We start from the raw sequence: 26,813 nt of genomic DNA, 5'->3' as shown, positions 1-26,813 counted from the left end.
AATGAAACTGTGGCTGGAAAGCCCAACCCAGAAAAAACGAAACCCGCGCCGGTAAGGGCGCGGGCTGCGGGTGTTGCCAGAGGATCAGAGTGCGGCGATCTTGCCGCGCTGCTCAACCATCTTGCTCAGGGCTTGCTCAGCTTCAGCCAGCTTGGCGCGCTCTTTATCGAGCACCTCGGCCGGCGCCTTGGCGACGAAGCCTTCGTTGCTCAGCTTGCCACCAACCCGCTGCACTTCACCGCTCAGACGGGCGATTTCCTTGTCCAGGCGCGCCAGCTCGGCGTCCTTATCGATCAGCCCGGCCATTGGCACCAGCACTTGCATATCGCCAACCAGGGCGGTGGCGGACATCGGCGCTTCTTCGCCCGCTTCCAGCACGCGTACCGACTCCAGTTTGGCCAGCTTATTCAGCAGCGGCGCGTTGTCGGCCAGGCGACGCAGGTCTTCCGCGCTGGCGTTCTGCAGGATGATATCGATGCGTTTGGCCATGGAGATTTTCATCTCGCCACGGATCTGCCGCAGGCCGAGCATCAGCTGCTTGACCCACTCGATATCGCCTTCGGCGGCGGCATCGATGCGGCTTTCATTGGCCACCGGCCAGGCCTGCAACATGATGGTTTCGCCATTGACGCCGGCTTGCGCCTTGATGCGCTGCCAGATTTCTTCGGTGATAAACGGCATAAACGGATGGGCCAGACGCAGCGCCACTTCCAGCACGCGAATCAACGTGCGGCGGGTGCCGCGCTGGCGTTCGATTGGCGCGGCTTCGTCCCACAGCACGGGCTTGACCAGCTCCAGGTACCAGGCGCAGTACTCGTCCCAGATAAACTCGTAGAGCGCTTGCGCGGCCAGGTCGAAGCGGAAAGCGTCGAGCTGGCGGGTGACTTCGGCTTCGGTGCGCTGCAGGGCGGAGATGATCCAGCGGTCCACCGAGGACAGTTCGACCGGTTCACCGTTGACGCCGGTGTCCTGGCCGTCGGTGTTTTCCAATACGAAGTTGGCGGCGTTCCAGATCTTGTTGCAGAAGTTGCGGTAACCCTCGACGCGGCCCATGTCGAACTTGATGTCACGACCGGTGGAGGCCAGCGCCAGGTTGGTGAAGCGCAGGGCGTCGGTGCCGTAGGCGGCGATGCCTTCAGGGAACTCGGCGCGGGTCTGCTTGGCGATTTTCTCGGCGAGCTTGGGCTGCATCATGCCGCTGGTGCGTTTTTCCAGCAGCTCGTCGAGGGTAATGCCATCGACGATATCCAGCGGGTCGAGCACGTTGCCCTTGGACTTGGACATCTTCTGGCCCTGGCCATCGCGCACCAGGCCGTGTACGTACACGGTCTTGAACGGGATCTGCCCGGTCAGGTGGGTGGACAGCATGATCATCCGGGCGACCCAGAAGAAGATGATGTCGAAGCCGGTGACCAGCACGTCGGTCGGGTGGAAAGTCTTCAGTTCGGCAGTCTGCTGCGGCCAGCCGAGGGTGGAGAAGGTCCACAGGCCCGAGCTGAACCAGGTGTCCAGAACGTCTTCGTCCTGGCGCAGGTTGGCGTCGCCCAGGTTATGGGTGGAGCGTACTTCCGCCTCGTCACGGCCAACATAGACGTTGCCGGCATCGTCGTACCAGGCTGGAATGCGGTGGCCCCACCAGAGCTGACGGCTGATGCACCAGTCCTGGATATCGCGCATCCAGCTGAAGTACATGTTTTCGTACTGCTTGGGCACAAACTGGATTTCACCGCTCTCGACCACGGCGATGGCTTTTTCGGCCAGCGGCTTGGTGCTGACGTACCACTGGTCCGTCAGCCACGGCTCGATGATGGTGCCGGAGCGGTCGCCTTTCGGCACTTTCAGGGCGTGAGCGTCGATGCTTTCCAGCAGGCCGGCGGCCTCGAAGGCGGCAACTATCTGTTTGCGCGCCTCGAAACGATCCAGGCCGGCGTATTCGGCCGGCAAGCTGCAGTCGATCTGGCTGTTGACGCTGCCATCGACATTGAACGCCTGGACCTGTGCGAGCACGGCGGCGTTCTTGTCGAAGATATTCAGCAGCGGCAGGTTGTGGCGCTTGCCGACTTCATAGTCGTTGAAGTCGTGGGCCGGGGTGATCTTCACGCAGCCGGTGCCGAACTCAGGGTCGCAATAATCGTCGGCGATGATCGGGATACGACGGCCAACCAGTGGCAACTCGACAAAGGTGCCGATCAGGGCTTTGTAGCGCTCGTCTTCCGGGTGCACGGCCACGGCGCTGTCGCCGAGCATGGTTTCCGGGCGAGTGGTGGCGACGATCAGGTAATCCTTGCCGTCGGCGGTGGTGTTGCCGTCAGCCAGCGGGTAGCGCAGGTTCCACAGGCTGCCTTTCTCGTCGTGGTTTTCCACTTCAAGGTCGGAGATAGCGGTGTGGAACTTGGTGTCCCAGTTGACCAGGCGCTTGCCGCGGTAGATCAGGCCATCTTTGTGAAGGCGCACGAAGGCTTCTTTAACCGACTCGGACAAGCCGTCGTCCATGGTGAAGCGTTCGCGCGACCAGTCCACCGAGCTGCCCAGGCGACGGATCTGCCGGGTGATGGTGCCGCCGGATTGTTCCTTCCATTCCCAGACTTTCTCCAGGAATTTCTCGCGGCCCAGATCGTGACGGCCAATGCCATCGGCGGCCAGCTGGCGCTCTACCACCATCTGGGTGGCGATACCGGCGTGGTCGGTGCCCGGCTGCCACAGGGTGTTGCGGCCCTGCATGCGGCGGAAACGGATCAGCGCATCCATGATCGAGTTGTTGAAACCATGGCCCATGTGCAGGCTGCCGGTGACGTTCGGCGGCGGGATCATGATGGTGTAGGGCTCGCCTGAACCCTGCGGGGCGAAATAGTTGTTCGCCTCCCAGTTCTGGTACAGGGCGGTTTCAATGGCGTGCGGCTGGTAGGTCTTGTCCATGCGCGGCGGGACCCTTATGACGGCTAGACGGAAAAGCCGGCAAGTATAGCGGGGATGGCCTATATGACGTAAGGGCGCGCGTGGTGTGGCTGACTGGTGGGCGTGCGTGTGGTTACGGACGACGCGGCGGAAGCAGTCGCGTCAGGCGCGCATCCAGGCGGCGTTTCAGCTCGGCCTCGATCTGCGGCACGAAATCGTCGATCACATCCTGCAGGATCAACTGGGCTGCAGCGCGCAGTTCGCTATCCAGGCGGTTCATCTCGCTGTCGCGACTGACGCTCTGGTTGACGGTTTCACGCAGGGTTGGCACGGCTGGAGCAATAGGTGCGACAGCTGCGGCCATGGGCGGTGGAGTGACGATCTCCGAGAGCAGGGGGATGCTATCCGGGTCGAGCGAGTCGACCAGCAGCGGTGGTTCGAGGTTTTCATCGCCCAGCAGTTGGCGGATCGACTCCAGGTCGTTCAGCAGTTGGGCGGGTTTTTGCGGCGGTTTTGGGGTGTCCATACTGTGCAACTAGAGTTCGACTCGTTTGGGATCATACCCGCGCTGCCGGTAGCTGCGGAAATTCTCCCGGCAGGCGGTCAGCAGGTCGGGTTCCTGGTTGACGATTTCAATCACCCGGCTAAAGCGCTCGACCTGGGGTGAAAGGGTGCTGCCGAGGTTGATCAGCACGCCCTGAGTGCTGCTGGGTTCTTCGTCCTGGCCAATCACCACCGGTGCGTGCGCGTCATCCTGGTAGAGGCTGTGCGGCACAAAGCTTTCCGCCTTGAAACGCCACAACAGTTCATCCACCTCGCTGCATTGCTGCGCATCGCTGCCGCGCAGAAACACCGGCAGGCCGGCGCGCCAGGCTTTCATCGCCAGCTGGCAGGCTGCGCGCAGGCGCTCGGCCGGCACGGCAGTAGACAGTACATAGAATTCTATTCGGGGCATGACGGCACGGTTTGGCGTTAGTTGCAGGAGCGGCTTGCTGACAGGCGCGCAGCTTACCAGTCAATCGCGGTTAACACCGCTCCTACTAATTCGCCCGGAACTCAGGCGTTGCTGCGATCCAGCAAATACTGCGTCAGCATCGGCACCGGACGACCGGTCGCGCCTTTGTCCTTGCCACCACTGATCCAAGCGGTGCCGGCGATATCCAGGTGCGCCCAGTTGTAGGCCTTGGCAAAGCGCGAAAGGAAGCAGCCAGCGGTAATGGTGCCGGCTTTTGGCCCGCCGATGTTGGCGATATCGGCAAACGGGCTGTCGAGCTGTTCCTGGTACTCGTCATACAGCGGCAACTGCCAGGCGCGGTCATCGGCGGTCAGGCCGGCGCCGAGAATCTGCTGCACCAGTTCGTCGTTGTTACCCATCAAACCGGACACATTGCTGCCCAGGGCAACGATGCAGGCGCCGGTAAGGGTGGCGATGTCGATCACCGCTTGCGGCTTGAAGCGCTCGGCATAGGTCAGGGTGTCGCACAGCACCAGGCGGCCTTCGGCGTCGGTGTTGAGGATTTCCACGGTCTGCCCGCTCATGGTGGTGACAATATCGCCAGGGCGAGTCGCGCCGCCGCTTGGCATGTTCTCGGCACAGGCCAGCAGGCACACCAGGTTGATCGGTAGTTGCAGCTCAAGCACGGCCTTGAGGGTGCCGAACACGCTGGCGGCGCCGCACATGTCGTACTTCATCTCATCCATGCCGGCAGCCGGCTTGATGCTGATGCCGCCGGTGTCGAAGGTGATGCCTTTGCCAACCAGTGCGTAGGGTTTCTCGTTCTTTTTGCCGCCCTGATAGTTGAGCACGATCATCCGTGGCGGTTGGTCGCTGCCCTGGGCCACGGCGAGGAAGGCGCCGGCGCCGAGCTCCTTGAGCTTTTTCTCATCAAGGATTTCGACCTTGAGGTTCTTGTAGGCCTTGCCCAGGTTCTTGGCTTCTTCGGCGAGATAGCTTGGGTGGCAGAGATTCGGCGGCAGATTGCCAAGGTCTTTGGTAAAGGCCATGCCGGCGGCAATCGCCTGGGCGTGCGTGCTAGCGCGCTCAGCGTCGGCCAGGTTGGCTTTGTCCGTGAGCAGGGTGAGCTTCTTCAGCGCGCCGACTTCGGCCTTCTGGCTCTTGAAGCGGTCGAAGCAGTAGCCGGCGTCGGCCAGGCTTTCCACCATCAGGCGGGTTTTGCCGTAGGTTTCGCGGCCCTTGACCTGCAGCTCGTCGAGCGCGAGTACGGCGTCGCTGCCGCCGAGGTTTTTCAGGCTGCTGTAAACGCTGGTGATCAATTTACGCAGTTGGCGGTCAGACAATTCGCTGTCTTTACCGGTGCCGACCAGCAGTACGCGTTCGGCCTTCAGGTTTGGCAGGTTGTGCACCAGCAGGGTCTGGCCGACCTTGCCGGCCAGGTCGCCGCGCTTGAGCAGAGCGCTGATCGCTCCAGCACTGGCGGTGTCGATAGCCTTGGCGGTTTCGCCGAGTTTTTTGCCCTCACCAACAGGGATAACCAGGGTGGCGGTTTTTAGTGTTTCTGGGCGTGCGCTTTTAACAATAAATTCCATTACGTGGTGTCCCCAAGACAAGGCGTCGGTATTGCAGGATAATGCCGGCTATTTTTCGATGGTTCGCCAGTTGGGCGAGCCGGCAAGCAGTGCGGCTAGTTTGATCTTAGCCGCCTGAGCCTGACAACCCTGGAGTGTCTGGTTTGATCGTCTTCCGTTATCTGTCCCGTGAAGTGTTGTTGACCCTGAGTGCCGTGAGCGCGGTGCTGCTGGTCATCATTATGAGTGGCCGTTTTATCCGTTACCTGGCTCAGGCAGCGCAAGGGTTGCTCGATCCCGGTGTGCTGCTGCTGATCATGGCGTACCGCATTCCTGGTTTTTTGCAGCTGATCCTGCCGCTGGCGTTGTTTCTCGGCATCCTGCTGGCGTATGGCCGCATGTACCTCGACAGCGAGATGACCGTGTTGTCGGCCACCGGCATGAGCCAGCAACGCTTGTTTGCCTACAGCCTGGCGCCCGCAACCCTGGTGGCACTGCTGGCTGGCTGGTTGAGCCTGGGACTGGCACCGCAAGGCATTGAGCATGTGGCGCGGATTTTGAACCAGCAGAGCGCCATGACGGAGCTGGATACCCTGGAGCCTGGGCGTTTTCAGTCGATGAAGAATGGCTCGCGGGTGACCTACACCGAGGAGTTGTCCGAGGACCGCGGCTCGCTGGCTGGGGTGTTTATCTCTGAGAAGCAGCTGTCCAGCAGTGGTGATAAGGAGCGTGGTATCTCCGTGCTGGTGGCTGAATCCGGCCGCCAGGAGATTCAAGCGGACGGCAGTCGCTACCTGATTCTGGAAAATGGCTACCGCTATGACGGTAACCCTGGCCAGGCGGACTACCGCGCCATCCAGTACGAAACCTACGGCGTGCTATTGCCCAAGCCGGAAGTGGCAGTGGAAATCACCGACCGCGAGGCCATGCCTACGCGCGAGCTAATTGGCAGCGACAAGCCGCGTATGCAGTCTGAGCTGCAGTGGCGTTTGTCGATTCCAGTACTGGTCTTTGTCGTCACTCTGCTGGCCGTGCCTCTGTCGCGGGTTAACCCACGGCAGGGGCGCTTTCTCAAGCTGTTGCCGGCCATTCTGCTGTACATGGCTTACCTGGCGCTGCTGATTGGCGCGCGCGGTGCTTTGGATAAAGAAAAGATCCCCGCAGCCCTGGGCTTGTGGTGGGTGCATGGGCTGTTCGCATTGATCGGGCTGCTGTTGCTGTATTGGGAGCCGTTGCGCTTGCGCTGGGCGGCCCGTCGTGTGGCGTTGGAGGTGGCCCGTGGTTAAGTTGGATCGCTACATCGGCGCACAGGTGTTTGTCGCCATTCTTGCTGTGCTAGGCATCATCGTCGGTCTGGCACTGCTGTTTGCCTTTATCGATGAGCTGGGGGATGTCGAAGGCAACTACGGCCTGCTTGATGCCCTGGGGTATGTGCTGCTGACGTCACCGCGGCGAATTTATGAAATGTTGCCGATGGCCGCCTTGATTGGCTGTTTGATCGGGTTGGGCTCGCTGGCCAGTAACAGCGAGCTGACCATCATGCGTGCGGCGGGTGTATCGATCGGGCGGATTGTCTGGGCGGTGATGAAGCCGATGCTGGTGCTGATGCTGGTCGGCGTGCTGATTGGCGAGTACCTGGCGCCTTACAGCGAAAATCAGGCTCAGGCCAGTCGCGCCATGGCCCAAGGCGGCGGCGAAGCACAGAGCGCCAAGCGTGGCCTGTGGCATCGCCAGGGGCAGGAATATGTGCACATCAACGCCGTGCAGCCCAATGGCGTGCTGCTCGGGGTGACTCGCTACCGCTTCGACGACCACAAGCGTATGCAGTCCTCCAGCTTCGCTCGACGTGCGCAGTACCAGGGTGATCACTGGCAGTTGGAAGATGTTGCAACCACGTACTTCCGTGAGCGCAGCAGTGAGGTCATCAAGCAGGACAATGAGCGCTGGGATGTCGAGTTGACGCCGCAGCTGCTTGGTACCGTGGTCCTGGCACCTGATGCGCTGTCGATGACTGGGTTGTGGAGCTATATCCACTACCTGGCCGAGCAGGGGCTGAATAACAGTCAGTACTGGTTGTCGTTCTGGACCAAGGTGCTGCAGCCGCTGGTGACGGCGGCGCTGGTGCTGATGGCGATTTCCTTTATCTTCGGCCCGCTGCGCTCTGTGACTTTGGGGCAGCGGGTGTTTACCGGGGTGCTGGTGGGTTTCGTGTTCAAGATCAGCCAGGACTTGCTCGGCCCGTCGAGCCTGGTGTTCGGCTTCTCGCCGCTGCTGGCGGTGTTGATTCCAGCCGGTATCTGCGCGCTGGCCGGCGTCTGGTTGCTGCGCCGCGCCGGTTGATTCAGGCGTAAAAAAGCCGGCGTACACCCAGTGTGTACGCCGGCTTTTTTGTACCTGCGAGTTACTTCTTGTGGATGTTCTTCGGCAGTTGAATCACCTGGCTGTCCGAGTAGATGTCATGCCAGCTGCGCTTTTCTTTATCCCAAAGCACCCAGAAAAAGCCCAGGCCCAGCAGTAGCCAGGAGCCGATGGCAACCAGAAAACGCAGCAATGCCTGCCATAGGCTGATCGCCGTACCGTCGGGATTCTGAATGCGCAGGCCCCACACCTGCATGCCCAGTGTCTGGCCGTTATGCGTCCAGAACTTGGCGAAGAAGCCAAACAGGCTGAGAAACAGCAGAGTCGAGAGCAGAGGATCGCCATCCAGAGCGCCAGCGTCGGACATCTGCTTGAGCTGCGCCTCGCCGTAGAAACCCATCAGGATCAGCTTGTAGATAAAGGTCACGACGATCAGCAGTGCGATGCACAGCAGAAAGTCATAAAACATCGCAGCGAGGCGGCGGTGCAGCCCGGCGCTGGGGAATTCACCCTGCGGGCGCAGCAGGTGTTTCGGCATGGTCGGCTCTTTAGTTATTCGGCTGGCGGAATGGCGGCAACAATAAGGCATCCGTGGGGCTGGTCGGCCATAAAAAATGATCGGTAATCATTTTTAGCCTTGTCCAGTGACGGCTCCCAAGGATGGTCATCATGGATAACAAGGCACAAAAAACCCCTGATGTTGCCATCAGGGGTTCTTCAAAGCGGCAGGATTATTCCTGGATTTGTACTTCGTCAGCCTGCATGCCTTTCTGGCCTTGCACCGCGATAAAGCTGACTTTCTGACCTTCTTTCAGGCTCTTGAAGCCGTTGCCTTGGATCGCGCGGAAGTGCACGAACAGATCCGGACCGCTTTCTGGCGTGATAAAGCCAAAACCTTTCTCGTCGTTAAACCACTTCACGGTACCGTTCTGACGATTCGACATGATGTATTTCCTTGAACCTTGAGTTGATGACAGCCGCTACTCGACATGAGGGGCTGAATACTGGTTGCAAGGTGGCAGGCGACGTCGAGCGGGATGTAGCGGATCTGGATGATCTACTGCACCAGGTCACGATTTTCGGCGACCCATGCAAACACAGTGGGGCAGACTTTACGCCAACTTCCCGGCAAATGCCAAGCCCGTGCAGGGCATGTAATTGCTGGGGTTCAGGTGTTTTCTGCGGCGCGTTGAGTGTGCCTTTATGTCGCGTTTGCGCGTGAGAAAGAGGTCGCATCTGCATGCGCCCGGCTTTTTCGTAGGCAATAAAAAAGGCCTTGAATCTCAAGGCCTTTCTTCGAATCTATGGTGCCCGGGGGAGACTCGAACCAAGCGCCTAAAGTGCCTTTATTACTGGGTTGTTGATCTGTTCGGTTTTCGATCTACTCACAAATCTACTCACTATTTTTGGTGGTGCCGGCCACCAACGCCAGTGTTGCGCCGGCTGTCGAAGGTTATCTTGGAGCGGGCCACTCATCGACTAACGCCCGGCCGGCTTCCCTTTCGGGCCGCGCCGGCAGCGGTATCACTTAAGCAACGATCTTAAGCACGGCCCCAGCCGAGAACACAGCCAGGCCGGCGCGCATTTCTGCCAGTAGCGTGACCATGTTTGTGGTGAAGTTGGTGCCATCCTCACGACTCGCCATCACGGTCACGTTTTCACGATCCAGCAACGCTACTTGGCCGGCATCCAGTACCAGGGTGGTGCCTGATGCAAGGCTTGGGGTGGTGACTACCGGCACGCCCCACAGGCTTGGGCCGGACGGATCACGGGGGCTACCCAAGACATACTGGCCATCACCTGAGTCAGCGCGCTCACTGGCAATAGCAAACCAGTCTGCAGGATTCATCACGATCAGCGACGGAACCCAGCCCGCTGCCTCGAGTGCGGTCTTGGCTTCCCCGATTGCGTCAGCAGCTTTAGCGCCAGCGGTCGGAGTGAAGGCGGTAGCCTGCGGAACCAAGCCATGAATGCGGCCAGAGCCTCCAGGGCCATTAAGCAGCTCGTTCTCCAGCTTGGCGCGCACGCCATAAGACAGCAGATTGTCGAGTTGCTGACTCAGCGCCGGCGCATCGCTAAGCACCTGCAGCGAGGCGCGCGTCCAGTGGGCTATGGTCGCGATGTTCGCAGTGACCAAAACACTCGGCACACTGGCCTCGGCTTTTTCGTCACCTTCGGCAACTTGCACGGCGGCGGCGTTGGTGTAGCCATTAAGGCGGACATACTCAAAAGAGCCTGCCGTAACCTTTAGGCTTGCCATGCTTTCCAGCAGGGTCAGCGGCCGTTGCGGGTTATTGAACAGGCCAGGTTCGCGCATAGGTTGCACGCTGTAGGTCGAACTGGTCACGGCTGCTTTCTGATTGGCGGCAGCGCTTTTCAGCTCAACTCGGCCAGTGCTCGGAGCGCCCTGAATCATCGCTGCGAGTTGGGCGGACTTTAGGAACTGGCTTGCGGCTGTGGCATTCTCGCCAGCGCCTGGGGTCAGTCCTTGACCTTTTTGAGCCAGGTCTACTAGCTGGTTTTTCAGCTCGGAAATTTGAGCTGTAAATTTTTCATCGACCTTTTTAAGGCCATCGCGTACCACTTCAATAACTTCAGGCATTGCTGATTCCTCTGAAAATCAAATTCGCCGTTGGGCGTCTGTGCTCTTGATCTTCGCGCCACAGAATCACTCTGCTTATTGAAGAGCTACCCAGGTAGCGAGCGGCTTACCTTGGGTTTTGACTGCCGCGGGCATCGCGCACGGGCAATCGAGTGCTATTTACTGTTTCGCGGCTGCGGTTTCTGCAGCGGCAAGCATGGCCACCCGGAGGCTGTCGATTGCACCGGTAAACTCACCCATTAGCTGAGCATTCAAGCGGCGCATTGAGTCGGCCTTGATGGTCAGCGCTAGGTCGCTCACATCATCACGCAGAGCCTTAAGCGTTGATGTCTGCTCGTCAAACTTCGCCGAAAAAATCAGTGCGATCATCGCGTACAGATTGCCGGCTGTTGCCTCCTGGCGAACCCCCGCTAAAGCCTCGTTAATTTCGGGTTTTGTTGGGGCTGCTTGGCGGCCCCGTGTTGGTCGTGCGCTGGTTTCCATGTCGGCCCCTGATGCTGGTTTAAAACCTAATTAGGCTGAATTAAGCGCCTGATACAAAAATAGGTCAACTATGTTGACCTGTTTTCTGGGTTCGATAGACCGCTTTTGAAAACCATTATTTTGGAGACGTGAGAAAAAGGCTCCCCCCGTCGTTCGGAGGCAGGCAAAGCGCGGACTTTTTACCCTCCCCCTCCCTGGCTGCGAGCGGAGCGGTTTGGACGGGTTTTCGGTTCCGGTTCTGCGTTGGGCTGCGGCCAGTGTTTGCGAAGCCTCCGGGGCCACCAGGAACCGGAAGCGGGCAGCGCATGAAACACTCGTACATAGTCCGGCGGCGGGGCTCGAATTACCCGCAGGGGCCGCGGTGTCCGGGAGTACCTTTTGTGTGGGTGGTGGGCATAGCCAAACCCAGTGGGTTAACGCTGGGTTACTGATGGGTTAGCGCTGGGTTTGGTGTGAGCTGGCTGGGCATGATGACCATGCTCTGTGCCTTCACCATGCCGCTGGGTTGGTGCTGGCTTTGGTGTGGCTCTCAGCTATGTGATGGCCTGAGCAATCAGGGGATCACTCTCGCGGCTTAGCTGGTGCCGTGTTGGGCTGGTCTGGTTGTACAGGGCTGGTGTCATCAACGGGGCGGCACCACTCAGGATGCAACAGACGATAACGCTTCACGTCTTGGCGCGTGCGCTCCAGCAGCTCAGCCAGGGCGGTGGGGTCTAGTCGTGGTGGTGTGGTCTTGGTCATGCGTATGGCCTCCTTGCCTGCTCACTCAGCATAGCAATAGTGAGGCTGAGCGCCACTGGCGCAGGGCTTTGGTGCCCGGTGTTGCTGGTGTAACTATGCAGTCAGGCTAACGTTGGCTAACGCTGGGTTAACGTTAAGCGCTCTGCTTGTGCCCGCTTAACTCCCTTGAAAGTGAGGGAATATCCCGCCTTTTGCCCCTCTTTCATCCTCTCAATTGGAATATGCAGGAATCAGCGGCGGCGCACGGCTGGCGGGGCTTTGGGGTTTTTTATGAATATGCAGGAAACAGCACCATTTAAGCTGAGGGGCGCTGGGCACTACACAAAAAAGGTAGTGCCCAGGTGGATCAGACCACGCGCAGTTCAGGCGGTATTGGCGGGCCGAACGGCGCACCAGGAGCGAACGGGTCCGGCAGCAGGTGGTCAGGGCAGGTGCGGATAAAGTCCATCATGGCCGCCTGGCACGCCTGATACAGCGGCCCGCCCGCGCCCCATTGGTTGCCGTACCCTGCGGCGCTGTCTTCCATGCGAGCGATATACGCCAGCCCTTGCAGGCTCTCCCCGCCGTCCTGCCTGGCTTGCTCCCGGTGCGCTGGGTTGATGCTCAGCAGGTCGGCCATTTGGTCAAAACCAAGCGCCGCAGCGATTCCCTCCCGGTCGTGAATGATGACCTCGCCATAGGCGACCAGAACGCGGCGGAATGCTGCCAGGGCTTCGGCGTGGTGGTCGCTGGCCCGCTGCTCCAGGTCGTCGGCGGCTTTGGCCGTGAATGGCAGGTACTGGCGTAACTTGCGGGCCTGTCGATTCATGGCGCGCCGCTCTGCTTGAATCTGTGCCTTTTGTTGGCAGATGTGGCGCAGGGCACGGCGGGTAATGGTCAGGGCATCGCGTTTGGTGGTGTTCGGCTTTTCGGCAATGGTGGCCAGCGTCAGCAGTAGGTTTTGGCTCATTGGACGCGGCCTCCGTGTTTATATTTTTGTTTGGTGTTGGCGACAGCGGCGACACTGGCGACAGGTCGCACCGTTGCTGGACTACCTACCGGCGACAGGTTGGCGACACTTGGCGACAAAATGTGCGCGCAAGGTGATTTGTCGCCAACTGTCGCCATTGCGTCGCCAGTGGCAAAGCCTTTAGCTGCGTGACTTGTCGCCGTTGTCGCCGTTGTCGCCGTTGTCGCCGTTGTCGCCGTTGTCGCCAGTGGGTTGATGGTGAACTGTTTTCCATTTGTCGTAAGAAGCTGGCAATGCTCTGCAAGAATGCCCAGAAGCGTGTCGCGGTAAGCCGCACTTTTTCTCGCAAATCGTGGGCCTTCCCGTTGAAGCGCTCGGGCGTCGAACGTATGCCACTGATTTGCTTTCAGCCAATCCAGCAATAAAGCAGCTTGTTGCAGCTTGGGGTTTACTGCCTCGCTGTCTGTGTAGCGCGCCCATTCGCCCAGGGAATGCCGCACCAGCACGGCGGCACGGCGCAGGCATTCGCCATCGATAAGCTGTTGCCCCTCAAAGCACGCAAATACAGCAGCCAGGCGGCGCACCAGCTCACCGGCGCGGCCAGCAAAGGGGCGCAGATTGCCGAACTTGCCAAAGGCTGATTGCTCGCCTTCCACTTCGTTGTAGAACTCCAGCCATTCGGCGGCGGCTTCTTCGTCTAGATCCAGCACCAGCGGCGAAACTTCGCCGGTCTGCGGGTCGATTGCTTGAGGGGTTGCGCTGATAGCCTCGCAGCGAGACCAGTAACGCTGCAGGCGTGGGTCGGCGTATGCCTTGCGGCTGAGCTGGTCAGTGGTCAGAAAGCGCGTGCCGGCTAGGCTGGCAGGGCTGGCGAACAGGAAGCGCGGCAGGAAGCCCTGCCCGCGTAACAGTGGATCATCAAGCGCCGCTGCTACCGTCACGGCCTGAGCCAGCAGGTGCACGCTCAGTCGGCGGTTATAAGCAAAGCCTGAGCCCTCGGCGTTGCCGTGCGATCGGGTGCGCTCGAAAGTGCCTGTATCGAACGCCTTTACCAGGCCGCCCAGGGTAGCAGCGCGGGTGTCAGCCTTGAGCGAGACTCCGCCCAATACCTGCCCGCCCTCGTCGGTGTCCCATGATGCGGCAGACGCCCCCCGGATCATGTCGCCGGCGATGCGCTCATAGGTGGCGTCGCTGTACTGCGTGCGTGGATCGAAGGGCAGCGGGTGCTCGGCATTGAACTGCTCGAGCGCCTTACCCTTCAAGCCGCCGGCCATGTTGGTGATTTCATCGCAGGCTTTGCGGTGCTCGGTGCGGGCCTTTTCCTCTGCTTCGTCGGCAGTCTTGAACGCCAGGCGTCTGCATTCGCTTTTGCGGTCGCCAGAGTCGGCCAAGGTCAGCAGGAACATGGAGCAGGGCATGCCGCTTTGTCGGTGGATGTGCGGTGCGTTCACTCGCGTTTGGGCTAGGTATACGCCCGCGCCAATAACGCACTGCCCGGCCAGCGCAAGCGGTGCCTGTACATGCTCGGCAATTGCTTGGGCGGCATCGCGCATAAGCGGCGGCAGTGCCTCCAGGGGGTAGGGTTCAGGCGCTTGTAAGTCCGGCAGAAGGGGGCGCGGCTCAGGTGCCAAGGTGCTCCCCCAAGCCTCAAGCCTCCGGCGGTTTTCCTCACTCTCTGCGATCAATGCTTGGGCGTGTTCGTCGCTGCGGATCACGTCGGCTAGGTCGGGGTTTTTCTCCAAAATACTCACTTTTCACCCCCGGCCCGTGTGGTGCTGATGGTTACGCAGGTCGCTTGATTGGCTTTATTTGGGCAAGCCGAACCCGTCGGCGCACATGCGCCGTTTTTGATTTGCATGGGGTTACTCCTTGGCCGTCAGGGCGTTTTGCGGCCAGTAGCCGGAAGCGCTCAAGAAGGCGTGCCCGGGTTGCTCAGCTTCGCGGGCTTCAATAACCAGACGCTTGATGGTGTGCGTCTGTTGCTCGGCTTTGGGGCGTGTGTTGGGCGTGAGGTCGATACGTACGATGCTCACCAGGGCCGCGGGCATTGTTTCGCGGATCATGCCGGCCAACTCCAGCGCCAGGCCGCCAATAGTCAGCGGTGGTAGTTCGCGGCGGCGGCCGTCGCTTGGGTGGCAAACGGTGACGACGTGGCCAAGGCTGGCGCCTTGCTGCAGGTGTTGACGGATCATTGCGCACCCCCGGCATTCTCGGTTGCGTAGTCGAGCTGGGCGGTCAGTTCGCTGGCTTGCTCGGCCAGGTACTCGCGCCAGTCGGTAACAGCGTTAAGCCCAAGGTCTGAGAGGTGGCGGGTATCGAGTAGGCCGCTCCGAACTGTGTCGCTCATTTCAGCGAATACCTCGGGGTAGGCTTTGCGGATTGCGCGCAGGGTGGCGGCCTGCATATCGAGCTGCTCACAGGTAGCTGTCAGCAGGTCGATTGCATCTCCAGCCACGGTGGCTATTGCGGGTGCATTACTCATACGGCACTCCCTACAGCGGCTGCGCCATCTTGTTTCTGGAATTCGGTAGGCGCGGCCGGCGCACTGATTTCCCACATCCTGGAGCCGGTCTCCTTGATCAGCTCACCCAGCGCCAAGGCGGCGTGAGCCAGGCCTGACGTCAACTCTTCGCTTAGCTGGTGATCTTCGCCGTCCGCACCCAGCAGGCTGGCGATAGCGCAAAGGCCAATGCCGGCAGCTTGTACAGTTTCAGAGCGCCAGTTGAGCTCATGGCGTAGGGCATGCAGTTTAAGGGCAGTATTTGGCTTGCTCATTTGGCCACCCCCTGAGCTTCCAGGGTGCGTGCCTTGGCCATGTGACTGTTGTAGCGCGCCAGGCGCACAGAAAGGGACGAATCAGCGCGCAGGGCGGCAAGTGCCATAGCCTTGTAGGCGTCGGCATGGGTGCTAGGGGTGGACGGATTGAGGGCGTGTTTCATGGTTGCGGCTCCTAGAGTTGAGGAGCTGCCACGAATCGTCGCCAAACGATTTAGGGTGGCAGCTGTACGCAGGTTGGCGAACCGGGACTCTAGGCACCCGGCATACCCGAAGGTATCCCACGCACAGCCGCCATAACTCGAAAACGCGGACACAAAAAAAGCGCCTGCTTTCGGATGATGGGCGCTGTTGCGCCTAGAGGTGTTCAGGTCGCCAAACCTGGCCGCTGATTTTGCAGCGACGGTCAAACCATAGCGCGACTGGTTGTGCCTGGCAATGGCCCGGGTGAGGTTTGCGCTCATGCTGCGGCCTTCTGCGCTCTGGCGCGGCGGGTAAACATCATGGCGATCACTTTGTCAGCCTGCTCATGCTGGCTTGCTGGGAGGCGGTAGCGGGTGACGCCGCACGGGTCGCCCCAATGGTTGGCGGCCTTTTCCGGTATGTGCTCGAAGGTCAGCCCGTGGTTGCTTTCCAGGGCCGGGATAGTCGAGTTAAGGCAGGTGTCACCGACCTTGCGGGCCGCCTCAAACCGGTTAAGCGTGTCGATGTGGCGCAGGTACACCAGGACGCGGGCAATCTTGCTGGGTGCCTTGCGCAGCAGTTCTGCGGGGCTGGTGATATTCTGGCCTTGCGACGGGCTGGCTTCTGCATGTATTGGGAGGCTGGCCTTTTTCATTTAGGCCGCCTTGCGCTGGGCGACCAACGCGTCACACCAGGCCAGCACCTCGGCCTCGATCCAGGCGACCGACTTAGGGCCAAGGGTTACTTGAGCGGGGAAGGTGCCAGCGGCAATGCGCCGGTAAATCTCGGACGTGGAAAGGGTAGTCAGGGTTTTAACTTCGGCCAGCTTGATAAAGCGGCGCGGGGTCTGGTTTGCGTTGGTATGTGCAGCCATCGTCTAAGCCCTCCTGGGCAGTTTGGGTAACAGACGATGTGCAAGTTATGCCGCAAAGTTGGGAGGCCATAGTGTGTGCTGCGTGCAGGCTGTATGGCCTGCATGCAGACCATACAGGTTCAGTCTTGGTCGTCTTCGTTCTCCCGGCGTGCCTTGCGCAGCCAGTTGTAAACCGTCATGTAGTCGGTAACGCCAAAGTCTTTAAACCTGTTACGTGCAAATGCCCGCATAGAGCTGAATTGGTGCCCCCCTGCATTCCAGTGCTCGATAGCGGCGGCGCGGTGTGCGTTTGTTTCTTTGTGCCTGGCCTTGGCAGTAATGGACGCCTCATGTGAACGTATGCGCTCCTTTTGGCTAAGCCAGTGGCTATGCGTAAGCGTTTCCCGTGCCTCAGCTATCGACTCGAAAACCCCTAGAGCGGCCTCCATATGCCCGCTGGCGTAGAGCGAGCAAAGGGCGTCGTATTGATAGACCAGCAGGCAAAGCAAAGGAAAGTAATTCTTTTCGGTTTGCACAATTGACAGCGCGTCGTTGATAAACGACAGAAAAGAATCAAGCGTCTCCCCGTGAGTTAATACATCTTCGTCCGTAGGGGCTAAGCAGCTTGTGGCTAGCCCTAAGTGCTCTATCTCTATTTCGATCAGGTCGCCCACTTCGGCGGCCAGGTCTGATGAGTCCCATTGGTGCCAGTAAGGGAATAATGGGCTGCTTTCGGCGGCAACTTCTGCGATTTGCTCAAAATAGAGTGCCAGCGCCTCGCACAGCGGCGGCGGGATGTTTGCGAGCGGCCCGCATTCATATTCGGGCAACTGCTCATAAACTGCGTACAAGTCGATATGGCGCAGGTAATAGCAAGCCATTCGGCACCCTCCCAGGCGCGCCCACTGCGTGAATAGATCGGCTGGTCAGGCGGGTGGGTGTCCGCTTTTCGCCCCGTCGGGCTAGGCCAGCCAAAACCGTTAAGCCTTGCGCTTGATGCTCACCACGTTGGCGCCAGCGCACAGGGCGTCTATCGAATCGGCCCACGCTTGCATCATGTCCCGGCGCTGCTCCAGGTAGGTTGCATGGTTGTAGGTGTCGCGGATCTCGTCGGCGTCACCGTGGGCAAGCTGGCGCTCGATCCAATCCCGGTTATAGCCGCGCCCGTTAAGCTCAGTGCTCAGCAGGTGGCGGAAGCCGTGGCCGGTTTGGCGCCCTTTATAGCCAACGTCTGCCAATGCCTTGTTGACGGTGTTTTCACTCATTGGGCGGCTGGTGCTGTTGCGGCCGGCAAAAATTAGGGGATAGCGCCCGGTTATTTCCTGCAGGTTGCGCAGGATGGCCACAGCCTGGCGGGGCAGTGGTACTTGATGGTCGCGCCTGGCTTTCATGCGTTCTTTCGGGATGGTCCAGGTGGCGGCGTCTAAGTCGAACTCAGCCCAGGGCGCGGCGCGTAATTCACCAGGGCGTACGGCGGTCAGCACCAGCAGGCGGATGGCTTGCCGGGTCAGTGTGTTGATCTTGGCCGCCTCGATCTTGCCCAGCAGTTCGGGCAGTTCGGCAAACGTGACGTGCGGGTGGTGGCGCGTTGCTGGGGCGTGGGCGGCGATTACGTCCAGGTCAGTGGCGGGGTTTGCCTCGACAATTCCCTGAGCTAGGCCAAAGCGGAAGATCTGGCTGAGCCACTGGCGCGCCTTCTTGGCCACGTTGTGTGCGCCGCGTGATTCGATTTTGCGGATCAGTGCCACCAGGTCGGGGCGTGTGATTGATTTTACCGGTCGGTGGCCAAGGGCTGGCAGCAAATCAGACTCCAGATAGGCGGCGGCTTTGTCGGCGGTAGATTTCGCCCAGCGTGGGGCGCGGTAGGCGTGCCACTCCCTGGCCAGATCCTCGAACGTCAGCGAGTCCAGCACTTGCGCTTGCTTGGCGGCTTGCCGTTCCGCGCCGGGGTCTGTGCCTGCGTCCAGCAAAAGGCGGGCGTCATCACGTTTGCGGCGCGCCTGTGCCAGCGTGACGGCAGGGTAGCCGCCAAGGGACAGCATTTTGGCTTTGCCGTTGAAGCGGTAGCGGTAGCGCCACAGCTTGGAACTGGTGGGGGTGACTTCCAGGCACAGCCCGTTGCCGTCGGCCAGGCGATACAGCTTGTCTTTGGGCTTGGCTGTTTTGATGGCGGAATCAGTCAGCGGCATGGTGCCCCCGTGTGAGCCACGCCGGGCGGCGTTTGGCGGCTCAGGTGTGAGTAGATTTCTAGACCAAACTCGATCTACTCACAAATCTACTCACAATACTGCGGGCTTACAAGGAAAGGGTAGGGAACTGCGGGCAATAAAAAACCGGCTCAAGTGGCCGGTTTTCAAGGGTTTCAGGTCGTTTCGGTACGTCCTGAGAAAATCTAATGGTGCCCCGGGGGGGACTCTAAAGCCTTTGGCAGTTGTCGCCAGTTTTCGGCAGTTTCCGTCAGGCCCAGCATTAGTGGGGCTTTCAGGGTTTTTGCTGCTGTCAGTTTCGGGCGGTTTCGTGCAGTTCCGTGATAGCCTTTACGCCAAAATTACGCCAAGGGGGCGGTTGTGGCGTCATTCAGAAAACGGAGCGGTGGCTGGCGTGCCGAGGTCGTTAAGCGCGGTGTGCGGGAGTCGCAGACTTTCCCGACTAAAGCTCAGGCTCAGGCTTGGGCTACTCAGCGCGAGGCCGAGATACTGGCCGGCGTTCCTGGGCACTCCGCTGGTGTAAGTTCGAGTCTTTCAGATGCACTCAAACGATACAAGGAAGAAGTATCGCCGACTAAAGCCGGGCAGCGCTGGGAAGAGGTGCGGCTGGACAAGCTGGACAATGACCTGGAGTTTGCCGGCGAGCGTATTGGTGATGTGACGGCTGACCAGATTGCAGAGTGGCGCGATGCTCGGCTGAAGAAAGTCGCCTCGCCAACGGTGCGGCGTGAGATGACGTTGCTGTCATCAGTGTTTGAGATCGCAAAGCGTGAGTGGCGTTGGTGCGCGACCAACCCGGTGCGGGAAGTGAAGCGCCCAAGCAATGCGCGGCCACGTGACCGGCGTATTCAGCCTGAGGAAGAACGCAAGCTGCTCGATAGGCTTGGCTATGTTGAGGGTGCGAAGCCTGAGACCCTGCAGCAGGAATTAGCCTATGCCTTCCTAATTGCCATCGAAACGGCCATGCGCCAGGGTGAGATTCTGGGGTTAACCAAGGCCACCACTCACTTGGCCAAGCGCTATGTGCGGCTGGATGCCACAAAGAATGGTGACAGCCGTGACGTGCCTTTGAGCTTGCGGGCTGTAGGTCTGCTGCAGCTGATGCTGGATGCGGCTGGCGATCGGCAAAACCTGTTCCGGCTCAAGTCTGCCTCGGCCGATGCGATGTTCCGCAAGGTGCGTGATGAGCTGGAGATTGTGGATCTGCACTTCCATGACACGCGGCATGAGGCGACCACGCGCTTGGCCAGGAAGTTGGATGTGCTTGATCTGGCCCGGATGACTGGGCACCGTGACCCGCGTTCGCTGATGGTGTACTACAACGCCACGGCCACCGAGGTGGCCGGTCGGTTGGATTGATATTGCCCTATGAGAAAATTAGCGTAGAATAAGCGACCTTTTTTTAGGGCGACATGGACGTGCATGCGTGACCTATAATGATTGAGCATGTCCTATTGGAGAACATCACGCCCGCTGGCGTCAGAAGCCTGGTTCAGGATCTTGATGGGGCGGTGGATGGCGATGTTATTGTAATCCGGATGCCTTATAACGATGGTGGTGACGTAGAGGCTGCGATCGATGTGCTCGATTCCATACTCGAAACCAAGGCTGAAGTCTGGATTGAAATCGATCGCTATGTAGCTAGCGCAGCAGCATTTATCTATTGTTGGTTTTTCTTCAAGCCGATGGAGCATGTGAGAGTTAGAACCCTAGGGGAGAGGGCTCTAATCATCTACCACCGGCCTAGAATGTGCATTTCAGACCATATAGCTTTTCTTGAGCACTTGAACGAAGGTGACCCTTATCACAAGTACCTTCGTCATTACACAGAACTATTTGACAGCCTGTTTGACCTAGTCCTTAGTAGCTTTGGGTACGAAGAGAATAACGGGAGCCCTCTTACAAAAGATGGCACAGATTACACGCACCAGCTTCATCACATGAAACTGGCCTACTACGCTAATCAAGACTGTATTTTTCCAGCCTAAGGAGGGTTTTTATGCTGACTAAAGGCCTTAAAGACATTGACTCCCGGAAGATTCAGCAGCGCAGCCGTGAAGATATGGTGGAACGGTTTCGCCGCTTCAATCGTGACGGCGCAGAACTGAAAGCTGAATTTGCTAAGCAAGGCCTGCCTCAGCCAGTAGTACTGGCTTGAGCTTCATTTATAAAAAAAACCGGGCTCAGGCCCGGTTTTTTTATGCTGCATTTTTCACCCGTACTCTTTTTAAAGGTAACTTGCTGCGGTTCTGCCGAGCCCAAGTGATGACCTCGGCCGCAAACCAACGCTTTGCTGCTCTGGCGCCAGTCAGGCAGGGTTGCAGAGGTGCTGGGAAGTCCGGGCGGCTAACCACGCGGCGCTCTGTGGTGTCGGTGGCCAGCTTGAGATAGGCAGCAATGTCTTCTGCCGTCCAAAGTTCATCGGCTGGCATCACGCGCGGGGTGCTTAGCTGGGTGACCAGCGAGTGAATAGCCGCCACCAATTCTGCTGGATCGATCTGGTTCATGCGGCCTCCTTTGCAGACCATGCGCCGAACCGTTCAAAGATGTAGGCGGCGTGGGTTTCTGTCAGTGTGGTGTCGTAGGGCATGGCAATCCACGCCATGCCGACAAAGTGTTTAGGGTTGCAGGTGGCGCGAAGCACCTCGGCCCTTGGGCCGATTACGTCTTCTAAGTGGGCGGCGAGGTAGATGCCGTCCAGCGCCAGTTCTTCGCTTTTCATGTAGTGCTCGCCTTTGGGTGAGCGGTGCAGGCCTGCCAAGTAGATCGTCCAGTTGTGCGGGATATCGCAGAGCGAATCCACCAGGGCGCGGCGGGCGTTGGTGGTGATGGCGGCTGCGCTCTTCCAGTTGATCAGCGTGTGCAGGTTGCTGCTCTCCAGATCCAGTACGGCCACATGGTTGGTGCGCAGCATGGCGCGGCTGTAGCGCACCATGCGGGCGTGGGCGCTGTTGGGTTTGCGCTTGCTCATGCGGCCTCCTGCAGGGTCGCGCGGATGCGGTAGCCTGTGGTTTGCCCCATGTGGCCATGCATGGGGTGGATGATGGGCATCGTGTAGGTTTGCTCAATAAGGCCGCTGCTACACAGCTCAGCCAGTACGCCACTCACGTGGGCTGGCCGCATCCCGGTCGCCTTTCTCAATGCCTGCCGGCGAACCCATCCACCTGCTGCATCATGCAAGCGGCTGAGTATGAGGCTGCGTGCTTTCGTGCTGTCGAACGGCGCGTAGGGTTCGTGCCTAGTGGCTGTGCCTCGGCTTGGGGCCGTGAATAGTTCAAGCTGGCTCATGCCGCCACCTCCCCAGTTTGCTGATCCACCAGGTTGGCGCGAACCAGTGCGGCAGCAACCGGTGGGCAGACGCTGTTGCCGACCATGCGCACCTGGGCTTTTTTGCTCAGCTTGGTGCCGTCTGCCAGGCGGTCGTGGATGTAGTCGGCGGGGAAGCCTTGGGCGGCGAACAGTTCGTGTGGCTCAAGCATGCGCATGCCGATATCAACAATGCGCCACGGCTCGCCGCGTACCATTACCAAGCCCATGCGATCTACTGTGGTGATGGTGTGCAGCGGGTCGGCCAGTGTTTGGCCTTGGACTTGGCCGTAGTACTTGATCAGGAACGCCTGCACCAAGGCAGACTTGCCGCCGCCACCGTCTGCCGTGATGGTGCCGAGTGGGCGATCCTTGGCGTGGCCGGTGCTAGTACCGAAGTCGCGCTGGATGTGGGCCGTGACCAAGGCGTTATGGTCAACGGTGGTCACGGTTGAGAGCGGGTCGGTCAGGTTGCTGCCCGGGCCGGTGTAGTTGCCGCCGTAGTGCTTGGCCAAAAACGCGGTGACCAATGCAAAGTGCCCACCTTTTACCTCAGCGCAGATGGTGCGCACCGGCTCGGCGGCGGGCATGTTGCGCTGGCTGCTGCCGTTGGCGTGCTCGGTGATGAAACCCGCCTTGTTGTTGTTGACGATGTAAGGCGTGCGCGAATCGATCACGAAGCGCTTTAAGCCCCGGGCAATGCGGGCCAAGGTTTTGTCGGCCAGTGGCTTTTTGCGGGTGAAGATCGATGGGCAGGGGATGGACCAGTCGATGATATCGCCCGCTGTGCGCCACGGTTTGAGCTGCCCGCTTTTGACGGCGGGGTGTGTTGGCTCGGCGTGGGTGGGGGCTGGCCACGTGATGGGCTGGCCATCGCGGCGGCAGATCATAAACAAGCGCTTGCGGATGGTGGCAGCACCGTAGTCGCAGCCGCGCAGCTCTTTCCATTCCACCTGGTAGCCTTGGCGGCGCAGCGCGTTGACGAAGGTGGTGAAGGTGCGGCCTTTGTTCTTGGGGCATGGGCGGCCTTCTTGGTTGATTGGCCCCCAGGTCACGAACTCTTCGACGTTCTCCAGCATGATGACGCGCGGGCGCACGGTGGCGGCGTAACGCAGGGCCACCCACGCGAGGCCGCGTATCTCTTTGCTCACCGGCACATTGCCTTTGGCTTTGCTGAAGTGTTTGCAGTCCGGGCTAAACCAGCACAGTTCCACCGGCTGCGTGCCTACGATGTCGCGCGGGTTTACCTCCCACACTGATTCGCAAAAGTGGCGGGTGTGCGGGTGGTTGGTGGTGTGCATGGCCACGGCATCGGGGGCGTGGTTGATGGCGATATCGACCGGGCGACCGAGGCCAAGCTCGATGCCGGTGGACGCGCCGCCCCCGCCTGCAAAGTTGTCGATAACCAAACCGCCGAAGTTGAAGCTGGGCTGGGGGTGGATGCGGTAGAGGTTGGTCATGTTTTACCTCCGTGGACGTATGCGGAGGAACCGTGCACTCTCAACTCTGATTGATAGGAGAAATGCTCGCGATGAAACCTTCTAAATGGAAGCCATGGATGACTGAGGTTGGTTTGTCGACCGTGTGGATATGGTTCTGCCTTGGATCGTTTTTCTGGACGCTTTTGGTTGTGCTCAGTTTTTTTGGTATTGCAGCTGATGCGGCTGGCTGGGCTCAGGCAATTGGTACTGTGGCCGCAGTTTTCGCCGCTATATGGACGGTTAGGCAACAGCAGGCGGCAGAGCGCCAGAAATTGCTCTTTCAGTACATGATTACCGCAAAGGGGCTGACGGAAATGGCCCGGCAAGCCACGCACTATGTGACAAAACTGGGTGAGGCGCTTGGCCCATCTAGAAGGGCGGAGTACGAGAAAGAGACGGTTAGGGCTCGGTTGGGCGAGTTTCAACGTATTGATCTGCTCTCCCTGCCCGATACAAGAATGGTTGATCAGGTCATGCTCGTTATCGCCAATCTTGAGTACGCGATCCAGTGTGCTGATTTGGTAACTGAACTTGTTGATAGGGAGGCGGCGCAAGATAAGCTTGAGAGCCTCAAAGCAATCTCGGTCATCCTTCATGGAGCGTGGCTCAACTTCAGGATCCTGCAGGGTCACATTGAGACGCGAGTTCATACGACATACCTCAATCTGTGAGTAGTGTTCAGCAACTGCATTAGGCGCGCCTGGAAGTGGATGGCGGCCGTGGCGGGCGTCCATGTGTGAATCTGTTCCGGTGCAGGTGTGATGCCTGCCAGGCAGGGCCAAGGCTCTGGATGGCTGGGCATGAGGTCGCGCTTCTCGGTGGCCAGTGCAACCAGGTCGGCGTGTTTTACGCTGGGAGGCAGAACCGGGGAGAGGTCGAAGCGCTCGCAGATGGCTTCCCATACGCTCTGCTCGGTCACGTCATACATGCAGGTGGTGCCGTTGTAGCGGGCGCACTCGCGCATTTCTTCTTTCAGGGGCCGCACCATGTCGCCCACGTAGGCTTCGGTGGCGTCGTGCAGCAGGGCGGCGAGTTGATCTTCTGCCGGTACCAGATCGGCCACTAAGTAGCAGTGCTGCGCCACGCTGTAGAAGCTGCTGGTGTGGCCGTTAAAGCGGCATTGCATGCTGAGGCTGTGGGCGATATCGGCCGGGTCCACCATGTCGGCGGTGGGGTTGGCGAGGTCGAACTTGCGGCCGCTGCGGGTGAGTATCCAGCTCATACCAATGCCCCCACTTGCAGTGTCTGGTGAATGTTCAGCGCCATCAGCAGCTGCTTGGCCTCGTGCATGGCGTCATCGAGGGCGTGGTGCTTGGTGCCCTCGAACGGCAGCGCCTTGGCCTCGGGGTAGAGGGACAGCAGGGTGCGCAGGTCGCGGTCGTTCCAGAACATCCAAGGGCGCTGGATGCCACAGGCGTCGAAGGCGTTGCCGACGATGACGTTGTCGAAGCTGCTGCCGTTGCCCCACAGGAGGGCCTTGGGGTTTGGCTTGTGGAGGTGGTTGCAGCCCATGAACTCCGCCAGCTGGGCCAGGGCCGACTCGAGGCGGATCGCGCCGGGCTTGTGGATCTCTTCCCGCGCGGCTTCGTCCTGCTGCAGCCACCACTCGATGGTGCTGGCGTCCACCTGCAGGCCTGCCAGCAGGGAGGTTTCCAGGCTGACGCGGCGGTAGAGGCTGCCGGTGATGGTGCCTTGCTCGATGCGTACGCAGCCGATAGCAACGATGGCTGAGTTCGGGCCTTTTCCCATGGTTTCGAGGTCGAGCACGTAGTGGGTTGAGTTGATCATGCGTCACCCCACTCTGCAGGTTGTTTGCCTTTGATGCGCAGGGCTTCGTCGATGTCGTAGACCTGCTGCATGAGGTTGGCCATGGTGGTTTCTGCGCGGGCCGCGTCTTTGGCGTTGAGGCTGTAAATCTGGTGGCGCAGGCGTTTGAGGTTGTCCATGTGGGCGGCGCGGGCGCGCAGTTGGTCGTTGGTGGTGATGGCGGTGTCCATTAGGCAGCCGCCTTGGCAGCTTGCTGCTCGGTGGCTTCTTGGGCGGCGAGGGTGGTTTGCAGGCGCTCGGCCATGCTCAGCACGCGCTGCTGCATTTGTGTGGCGAAGCGGCGGTTGTCGTCCAGCTGCAGCTTGCGGTAGGTGTCTGCAGCTTCGGCCAGTTGGTTAGCCGCGGCTTGCAGGGTGATGCGGTCATCATGGTTAAAGGGGTTGGCGCGGCGGGCGTAGGTGGCCACACGCGCGTCGGCGTCTTGCATGATGGCTTCAAGCTGGGCTTGGTGGTGTTGCTGTTTGGCTTCCAGCTCGCTTGCTTGTGCCTCGCAGCGGGTGGCGCGTTCGGCTGTTTCCGTTTGGCGGGTTAGCAGCGCGGCCAGGCGGGCGGTGAGGCTCTCGATTGAGCGCTTGGCGTTCTGGAGTTCTTTGCCTTGCTGGTTAAACAGCGCTTGGTTGTTGAGCCGCTGTGCGCGTGCGCCGGTGCCGAGGCCTACGCGGTAGGCGAGCAGGGCGGCAAATGCGGCGCTGAGCAGGGCGATAAAGACGAAGTTGGTAAGGGTCATGTGCTGTGCCTTTGGGGTGGATGCCGGGTGGTAAGCCCGGCAGGGGTGGGTGGGGTTAGTTGCCGATTGCGAAGGTGCCGATGGTGAGCGGTACAAAGCCGCCTACCTCGCGCTCAAGCACGTGCTTGAACTCGATAGCAAAGGCTTCGCGCTGTGCCTCTTCGCCCACCCAGCGCAGCTTGAGCACGGGGTTGGCTTCGCCGGTGATGACCGACAGGCGCAGGTTGATGGTGGATTCGCCCAGGCCCTCGAACGGCACGACCTGGAACATGAAAGCCTGCGGCAGGGTTTCTTGGCTTTTGGCCTCAATGTCGTCCATCGCGCTGCGAGAGGCGCTGAAGTCGCCAACCGAGCTGTCACGTTGGCTGGTGGCTTTGATGGTCATCTTGCGGATGCCGCTGATGGCGGCGGCGATGGTCAGCGTTTCGTCGCTTGCGGTGGCGATGATGTGCGGTGCCCAGTCTTCCAGCCATTCGGCTAGGGCTTGCTGGCCAAGGGCTTTGCCCGCAATTGCTTGCACGGCGGTGTAGGCAGCGGATGGCTTGAGGGTGAGCGTGGCGCGGTCGTCACCGTGGCCGGGCCAGTCTGGGTTGCCAAGGTTGAAGATGACGGTGGCCGACATGGCGTCTTGATCAATAAAGCCCGCCGATTCGATTTCCAGCCCGGCGCGGATGTGGCGCTCGACATACTTGCTGAAGTCGCGCAGGGATTGGGTTTTCAAGCCGCCGCGAAAGCGATCGCGGGCTGGTTGGTACTGTTCGAGGCTGTGCAGGTTGACGGAGTTGGGCAGTACAACCACGTTGCTGCCGCCGTCGATGCTAATGGGCTTGGCTGCAGCAGCCAGTGCTTGGGCTTCGATGTGCTGCAAGGTTTCTTTGTTAAGCATGGGTTTGTTCCTTG

Annotated in this window: 34 protein-coding genes; 6 read left to right on the top strand and 28 right to left on the bottom strand. The window is 59.9% G+C overall.

Annotated features, from left to right (window positions below):
* Nucleotides 1–84: 84 nt before the first annotated feature.
* The 4 genes from BLO50_RS03660 to BLO50_RS03645 all read right to left on the bottom strand — a co-directional run bounded on the left by BLO50_RS03660 (nucleotide 85) and on the right by BLO50_RS03645 (nucleotide 5,442).
* Nucleotides 85–2,916 carry a valine--tRNA ligase gene (locus BLO50_RS03660; protein WP_090248796.1) on the bottom strand — a complete coding sequence of 944 codons (2,832 nt, stop codon included), beginning with the start codon at nucleotides 2,914–2,916 and terminating at the stop codon, nucleotides 85–87.
* Between the two features lie 112 nt (nucleotides 2,917–3,028).
* A complete protein-coding gene (locus tag BLO50_RS03655; RefSeq protein ID WP_090248794.1) occupies nucleotides 3,029–3,421 on the bottom strand; it encodes a DNA polymerase III subunit chi in 393 nt (130 codons plus the stop codon).
* A 9-nt stretch (nucleotides 3,422–3,430) separates the two neighbouring features.
* Entirely contained in the window at nucleotides 3,431–3,850 is a 420-nt protein-coding gene (locus BLO50_RS03650; RefSeq protein WP_090248792.1) for a DNA polymerase III subunit chi, read from the bottom strand.
* A 101-nt stretch (nucleotides 3,851–3,951) separates the two neighbouring features.
* The gene (locus BLO50_RS03645) at nucleotides 3,952–5,442 is read right to left on the bottom strand and encodes a leucyl aminopeptidase (RefSeq protein ID WP_090248790.1); all 1,491 of its coding nucleotides are present in this window, start codon (nucleotides 5,440–5,442) and stop codon (nucleotides 3,952–3,954) included.
* 143 nt (nucleotides 5,443–5,585) lie between these two features.
* On the opposite strand from BLO50_RS03645, the gene lptF reads away from it, so the two are divergent.
* Nucleotides 5,586–6,707, top strand: coding sequence for an LPS export ABC transporter permease LptF (gene lptF, locus BLO50_RS03640; RefSeq protein WP_090248788.1), 1,122 nt, complete (start codon nucleotides 5,586–5,588; stop codon nucleotides 6,705–6,707).
* Nucleotides 6,700–7,761 (top strand): LPS export ABC transporter permease LptG, encoded by a 1,062-nt coding sequence (gene lptG, locus BLO50_RS03635; protein WP_090248786.1) that lies wholly within the window; start codon nucleotides 6,700–6,702, stop codon nucleotides 7,759–7,761. The genes lptF and lptG overlap by 8 nt, the downstream gene beginning before the upstream one ends.
* A gap of 61 nt (nucleotides 7,762–7,822) precedes the next feature.
* On the opposite strand, the gene BLO50_RS03630 is transcribed toward lptG, so the two are convergent.
* The 15 genes from BLO50_RS03630 to BLO50_RS03565 all read right to left on the bottom strand — a co-directional run bounded on the left by BLO50_RS03630 (nucleotide 7,823) and on the right by BLO50_RS03565 (nucleotide 18,554).
* Nucleotides 7,823–8,317 carry an RDD family protein gene (locus BLO50_RS03630; protein WP_090248784.1) on the bottom strand — a complete coding sequence of 165 codons (495 nt, stop codon included), beginning with the start codon at nucleotides 8,315–8,317 and terminating at the stop codon, nucleotides 7,823–7,825.
* 193 nt (nucleotides 8,318–8,510) lie between these two features.
* Nucleotides 8,511–8,723: a cold-shock protein gene (locus tag BLO50_RS03625; protein ID WP_090248782.1), complete on the bottom strand. Its 213-nt coding sequence runs from the start codon at nucleotides 8,721–8,723 to the stop codon at nucleotides 8,511–8,513.
* Nucleotides 8,724–9,307: 584 nt separating this feature from the next.
* Entirely contained in the window at nucleotides 9,308–10,381 is a 1,074-nt protein-coding gene (locus BLO50_RS03620) for a phage major capsid protein (protein ID WP_090248779.1), read from the bottom strand.
* A gap of 159 nt (nucleotides 10,382–10,540) precedes the next feature.
* Nucleotides 10,541–10,864: a hypothetical protein gene (locus BLO50_RS21635; protein WP_143003798.1), complete on the bottom strand. Its 324-nt coding sequence runs from the start codon at nucleotides 10,862–10,864 to the stop codon at nucleotides 10,541–10,543.
* Nucleotides 10,865–11,425: 561 nt separating this feature from the next.
* The gene (locus BLO50_RS21630) at nucleotides 11,426–11,605 is read right to left on the bottom strand and encodes a hypothetical protein (RefSeq protein WP_143003797.1); all 180 of its coding nucleotides are present in this window, start codon (nucleotides 11,603–11,605) and stop codon (nucleotides 11,426–11,428) included.
* Between the two features lie 346 nt (nucleotides 11,606–11,951).
* Nucleotides 11,952–12,554 (bottom strand): hypothetical protein, encoded by a 603-nt coding sequence (locus BLO50_RS03610; protein ID WP_090248775.1) that lies wholly within the window; start codon nucleotides 12,552–12,554, stop codon nucleotides 11,952–11,954.
* Nucleotides 12,551–14,185, bottom strand: coding sequence for a DUF3987 domain-containing protein (locus tag BLO50_RS03605; protein WP_244152861.1), 1,635 nt, complete (start codon nucleotides 14,183–14,185; stop codon nucleotides 12,551–12,553). Before BLO50_RS03605 ends, BLO50_RS03610 begins: the two co-directional genes overlap by 4 nt.
* A gap of 231 nt (nucleotides 14,186–14,416) precedes the next feature.
* Nucleotides 14,417–14,746, bottom strand: coding sequence for a hypothetical protein (locus tag BLO50_RS03600; RefSeq protein WP_090248771.1), 330 nt, complete (start codon nucleotides 14,744–14,746; stop codon nucleotides 14,417–14,419).
* Nucleotides 14,743–15,036: a hypothetical protein gene (locus tag BLO50_RS03595; RefSeq protein ID WP_090248769.1), complete on the bottom strand. Its 294-nt coding sequence runs from the start codon at nucleotides 15,034–15,036 to the stop codon at nucleotides 14,743–14,745. Before BLO50_RS03595 ends, BLO50_RS03600 begins: the two co-directional genes overlap by 4 nt.
* A complete protein-coding gene (locus BLO50_RS03590; protein WP_090248767.1) occupies nucleotides 15,033–15,329 on the bottom strand; it encodes a hypothetical protein in 297 nt (98 codons plus the stop codon). Before BLO50_RS03590 ends, BLO50_RS03595 begins: the two co-directional genes overlap by 4 nt.
* Nucleotides 15,326–15,493: a hypothetical protein gene (locus BLO50_RS21795; protein WP_167354425.1), complete on the bottom strand. Its 168-nt coding sequence runs from the start codon at nucleotides 15,491–15,493 to the stop codon at nucleotides 15,326–15,328. Before BLO50_RS21795 ends, BLO50_RS03590 begins: the two co-directional genes overlap by 4 nt.
* Before the next feature lie 296 nt (nucleotides 15,494–15,789).
* Nucleotides 15,790–16,167 (bottom strand): hypothetical protein, encoded by a 378-nt coding sequence (locus BLO50_RS03580; protein ID WP_090248763.1) that lies wholly within the window; start codon nucleotides 16,165–16,167, stop codon nucleotides 15,790–15,792.
* A complete protein-coding gene (locus BLO50_RS03575) occupies nucleotides 16,168–16,386 on the bottom strand; it encodes a helix-turn-helix transcriptional regulator (protein WP_090248761.1) in 219 nt (72 codons plus the stop codon). It abuts the gene before it with no gap.
* A 119-nt stretch (nucleotides 16,387–16,505) separates the two neighbouring features.
* On the bottom strand, nucleotides 16,506–17,246 hold the full coding sequence (locus BLO50_RS03570; protein WP_090248759.1) for a hypothetical protein: 741 nt from the start codon (nucleotides 17,244–17,246) through the stop codon (nucleotides 16,506–16,508).
* Nucleotides 17,247–17,345: 99 nt separating this feature from the next.
* Nucleotides 17,346–18,554 (bottom strand): tyrosine-type recombinase/integrase, encoded by a 1,209-nt coding sequence (locus tag BLO50_RS03565; protein WP_090248758.1) that lies wholly within the window; start codon nucleotides 18,552–18,554, stop codon nucleotides 17,346–17,348.
* A gap of 378 nt (nucleotides 18,555–18,932) precedes the next feature.
* On the opposite strand from BLO50_RS03565, the gene BLO50_RS03560 reads away from it, so the two are divergent.
* The 3 genes from BLO50_RS03560 to BLO50_RS21790 all read left to right on the top strand — a co-directional run bounded on the left by BLO50_RS03560 (nucleotide 18,933) and on the right by BLO50_RS21790 (nucleotide 20,730).
* Nucleotides 18,933–19,931, top strand: a complete 999-nt coding sequence (locus BLO50_RS03560; protein ID WP_090248757.1) for a tyrosine-type recombinase/integrase — start codon at nucleotides 18,933–18,935, stop codon at nucleotides 19,929–19,931.
* A gap of 77 nt (nucleotides 19,932–20,008) precedes the next feature.
* Complete coding sequence (locus tag BLO50_RS03555) at nucleotides 20,009–20,560, top strand: hypothetical protein (RefSeq protein WP_090248755.1); 552 nt, start codon at nucleotides 20,009–20,011, stop codon at nucleotides 20,558–20,560.
* An 11-nt stretch (nucleotides 20,561–20,571) separates the two neighbouring features.
* Nucleotides 20,572–20,730 carry a hypothetical protein gene (locus BLO50_RS21790; RefSeq protein WP_167354424.1) on the top strand — a complete coding sequence of 53 codons (159 nt, stop codon included), beginning with the start codon at nucleotides 20,572–20,574 and terminating at the stop codon, nucleotides 20,728–20,730.
* A gap of 40 nt (nucleotides 20,731–20,770) precedes the next feature.
* Here BLO50_RS21790 and BLO50_RS03550 read toward each other — a convergent pair whose 3' ends face one another.
* The 4 genes from BLO50_RS03550 to BLO50_RS03535 all read right to left on the bottom strand — a co-directional run bounded on the left by BLO50_RS03550 (nucleotide 20,771) and on the right by BLO50_RS03535 (nucleotide 23,338).
* Nucleotides 20,771–21,079: a helix-turn-helix transcriptional regulator gene (locus tag BLO50_RS03550; protein WP_090248753.1), complete on the bottom strand. Its 309-nt coding sequence runs from the start codon at nucleotides 21,077–21,079 to the stop codon at nucleotides 20,771–20,773.
* Nucleotides 21,076–21,543: a hypothetical protein gene (locus BLO50_RS03545; RefSeq protein ID WP_090248752.1), complete on the bottom strand. Its 468-nt coding sequence runs from the start codon at nucleotides 21,541–21,543 to the stop codon at nucleotides 21,076–21,078. Before BLO50_RS03545 ends, BLO50_RS03550 begins: the two co-directional genes overlap by 4 nt.
* Nucleotides 21,540–21,695, bottom strand: a complete 156-nt coding sequence (locus BLO50_RS21785) for a hypothetical protein (protein ID WP_167354423.1) — start codon at nucleotides 21,693–21,695, stop codon at nucleotides 21,540–21,542. The genes BLO50_RS03545 and BLO50_RS21785 overlap by 4 nt, the downstream gene beginning before the upstream one ends.
* A gap of 161 nt (nucleotides 21,696–21,856) precedes the next feature.
* Nucleotides 21,857–23,338, bottom strand: coding sequence for a DNA cytosine methyltransferase (locus tag BLO50_RS03535; RefSeq protein ID WP_090248748.1), 1,482 nt, complete (start codon nucleotides 23,336–23,338; stop codon nucleotides 21,857–21,859).
* A gap of 71 nt (nucleotides 23,339–23,409) precedes the next feature.
* Here BLO50_RS03535 and BLO50_RS03530 point away from each other — a divergent pair, with 71 nt between their 5' ends.
* Nucleotides 23,410–24,030: a hypothetical protein gene (locus tag BLO50_RS03530; protein WP_208597418.1), complete on the top strand. Its 621-nt coding sequence runs from the start codon at nucleotides 23,410–23,412 to the stop codon at nucleotides 24,028–24,030.
* Here the strand turns inward: BLO50_RS03530 and BLO50_RS03525 are convergent.
* Genes BLO50_RS03525 through BLO50_RS03505 form a run of 5 tightly spaced genes read right to left on the bottom strand, consistent with a single transcriptional unit; the run spans nucleotide 24,006 to nucleotide 26,799 of the window.
* Entirely contained in the window at nucleotides 24,006–24,581 is a 576-nt protein-coding gene (locus tag BLO50_RS03525) for a phosphohydrolase (RefSeq protein WP_169852819.1), read from the bottom strand. The two genes, BLO50_RS03530 and BLO50_RS03525, sit on opposite strands and share 25 nt — an antisense overlap.
* A complete protein-coding gene (locus BLO50_RS03520) occupies nucleotides 24,578–25,147 on the bottom strand; it encodes a 3'-5' exonuclease (protein WP_090248742.1) in 570 nt (189 codons plus the stop codon). Before BLO50_RS03520 ends, BLO50_RS03525 begins: the two co-directional genes overlap by 4 nt.
* Entirely contained in the window at nucleotides 25,144–25,356 is a 213-nt protein-coding gene (locus tag BLO50_RS03515) for a hypothetical protein (protein ID WP_090248740.1), read from the bottom strand. The genes BLO50_RS03520 and BLO50_RS03515 overlap by 4 nt, the downstream gene beginning before the upstream one ends.
* Entirely contained in the window at nucleotides 25,356–25,913 is a 558-nt protein-coding gene (locus tag BLO50_RS03510; protein ID WP_090248738.1) for a hypothetical protein, read from the bottom strand. Before BLO50_RS03510 ends, BLO50_RS03515 begins: the two co-directional genes overlap by 1 nt.
* A gap of 55 nt (nucleotides 25,914–25,968) precedes the next feature.
* A complete protein-coding gene (locus BLO50_RS03505) occupies nucleotides 25,969–26,799 on the bottom strand; it encodes a DUF2303 family protein (RefSeq protein WP_090248736.1) in 831 nt (276 codons plus the stop codon).
* Nucleotides 26,800–26,813: the final 14 nt, after the last annotated feature.

Origin of the sequence: Pseudomonas peli, from assembly GCF_900099645.1 — a bacterium.
In the GTDB taxonomy this organism is placed as follows: Bacteria; Pseudomonadota; Gammaproteobacteria; order Pseudomonadales; family Pseudomonadaceae; genus Aquipseudomonas; species Aquipseudomonas peli.
Note: the sequence above shows the minus strand (reverse complement) of the source record. Positions and strands in the feature narration are given on the sequence as shown.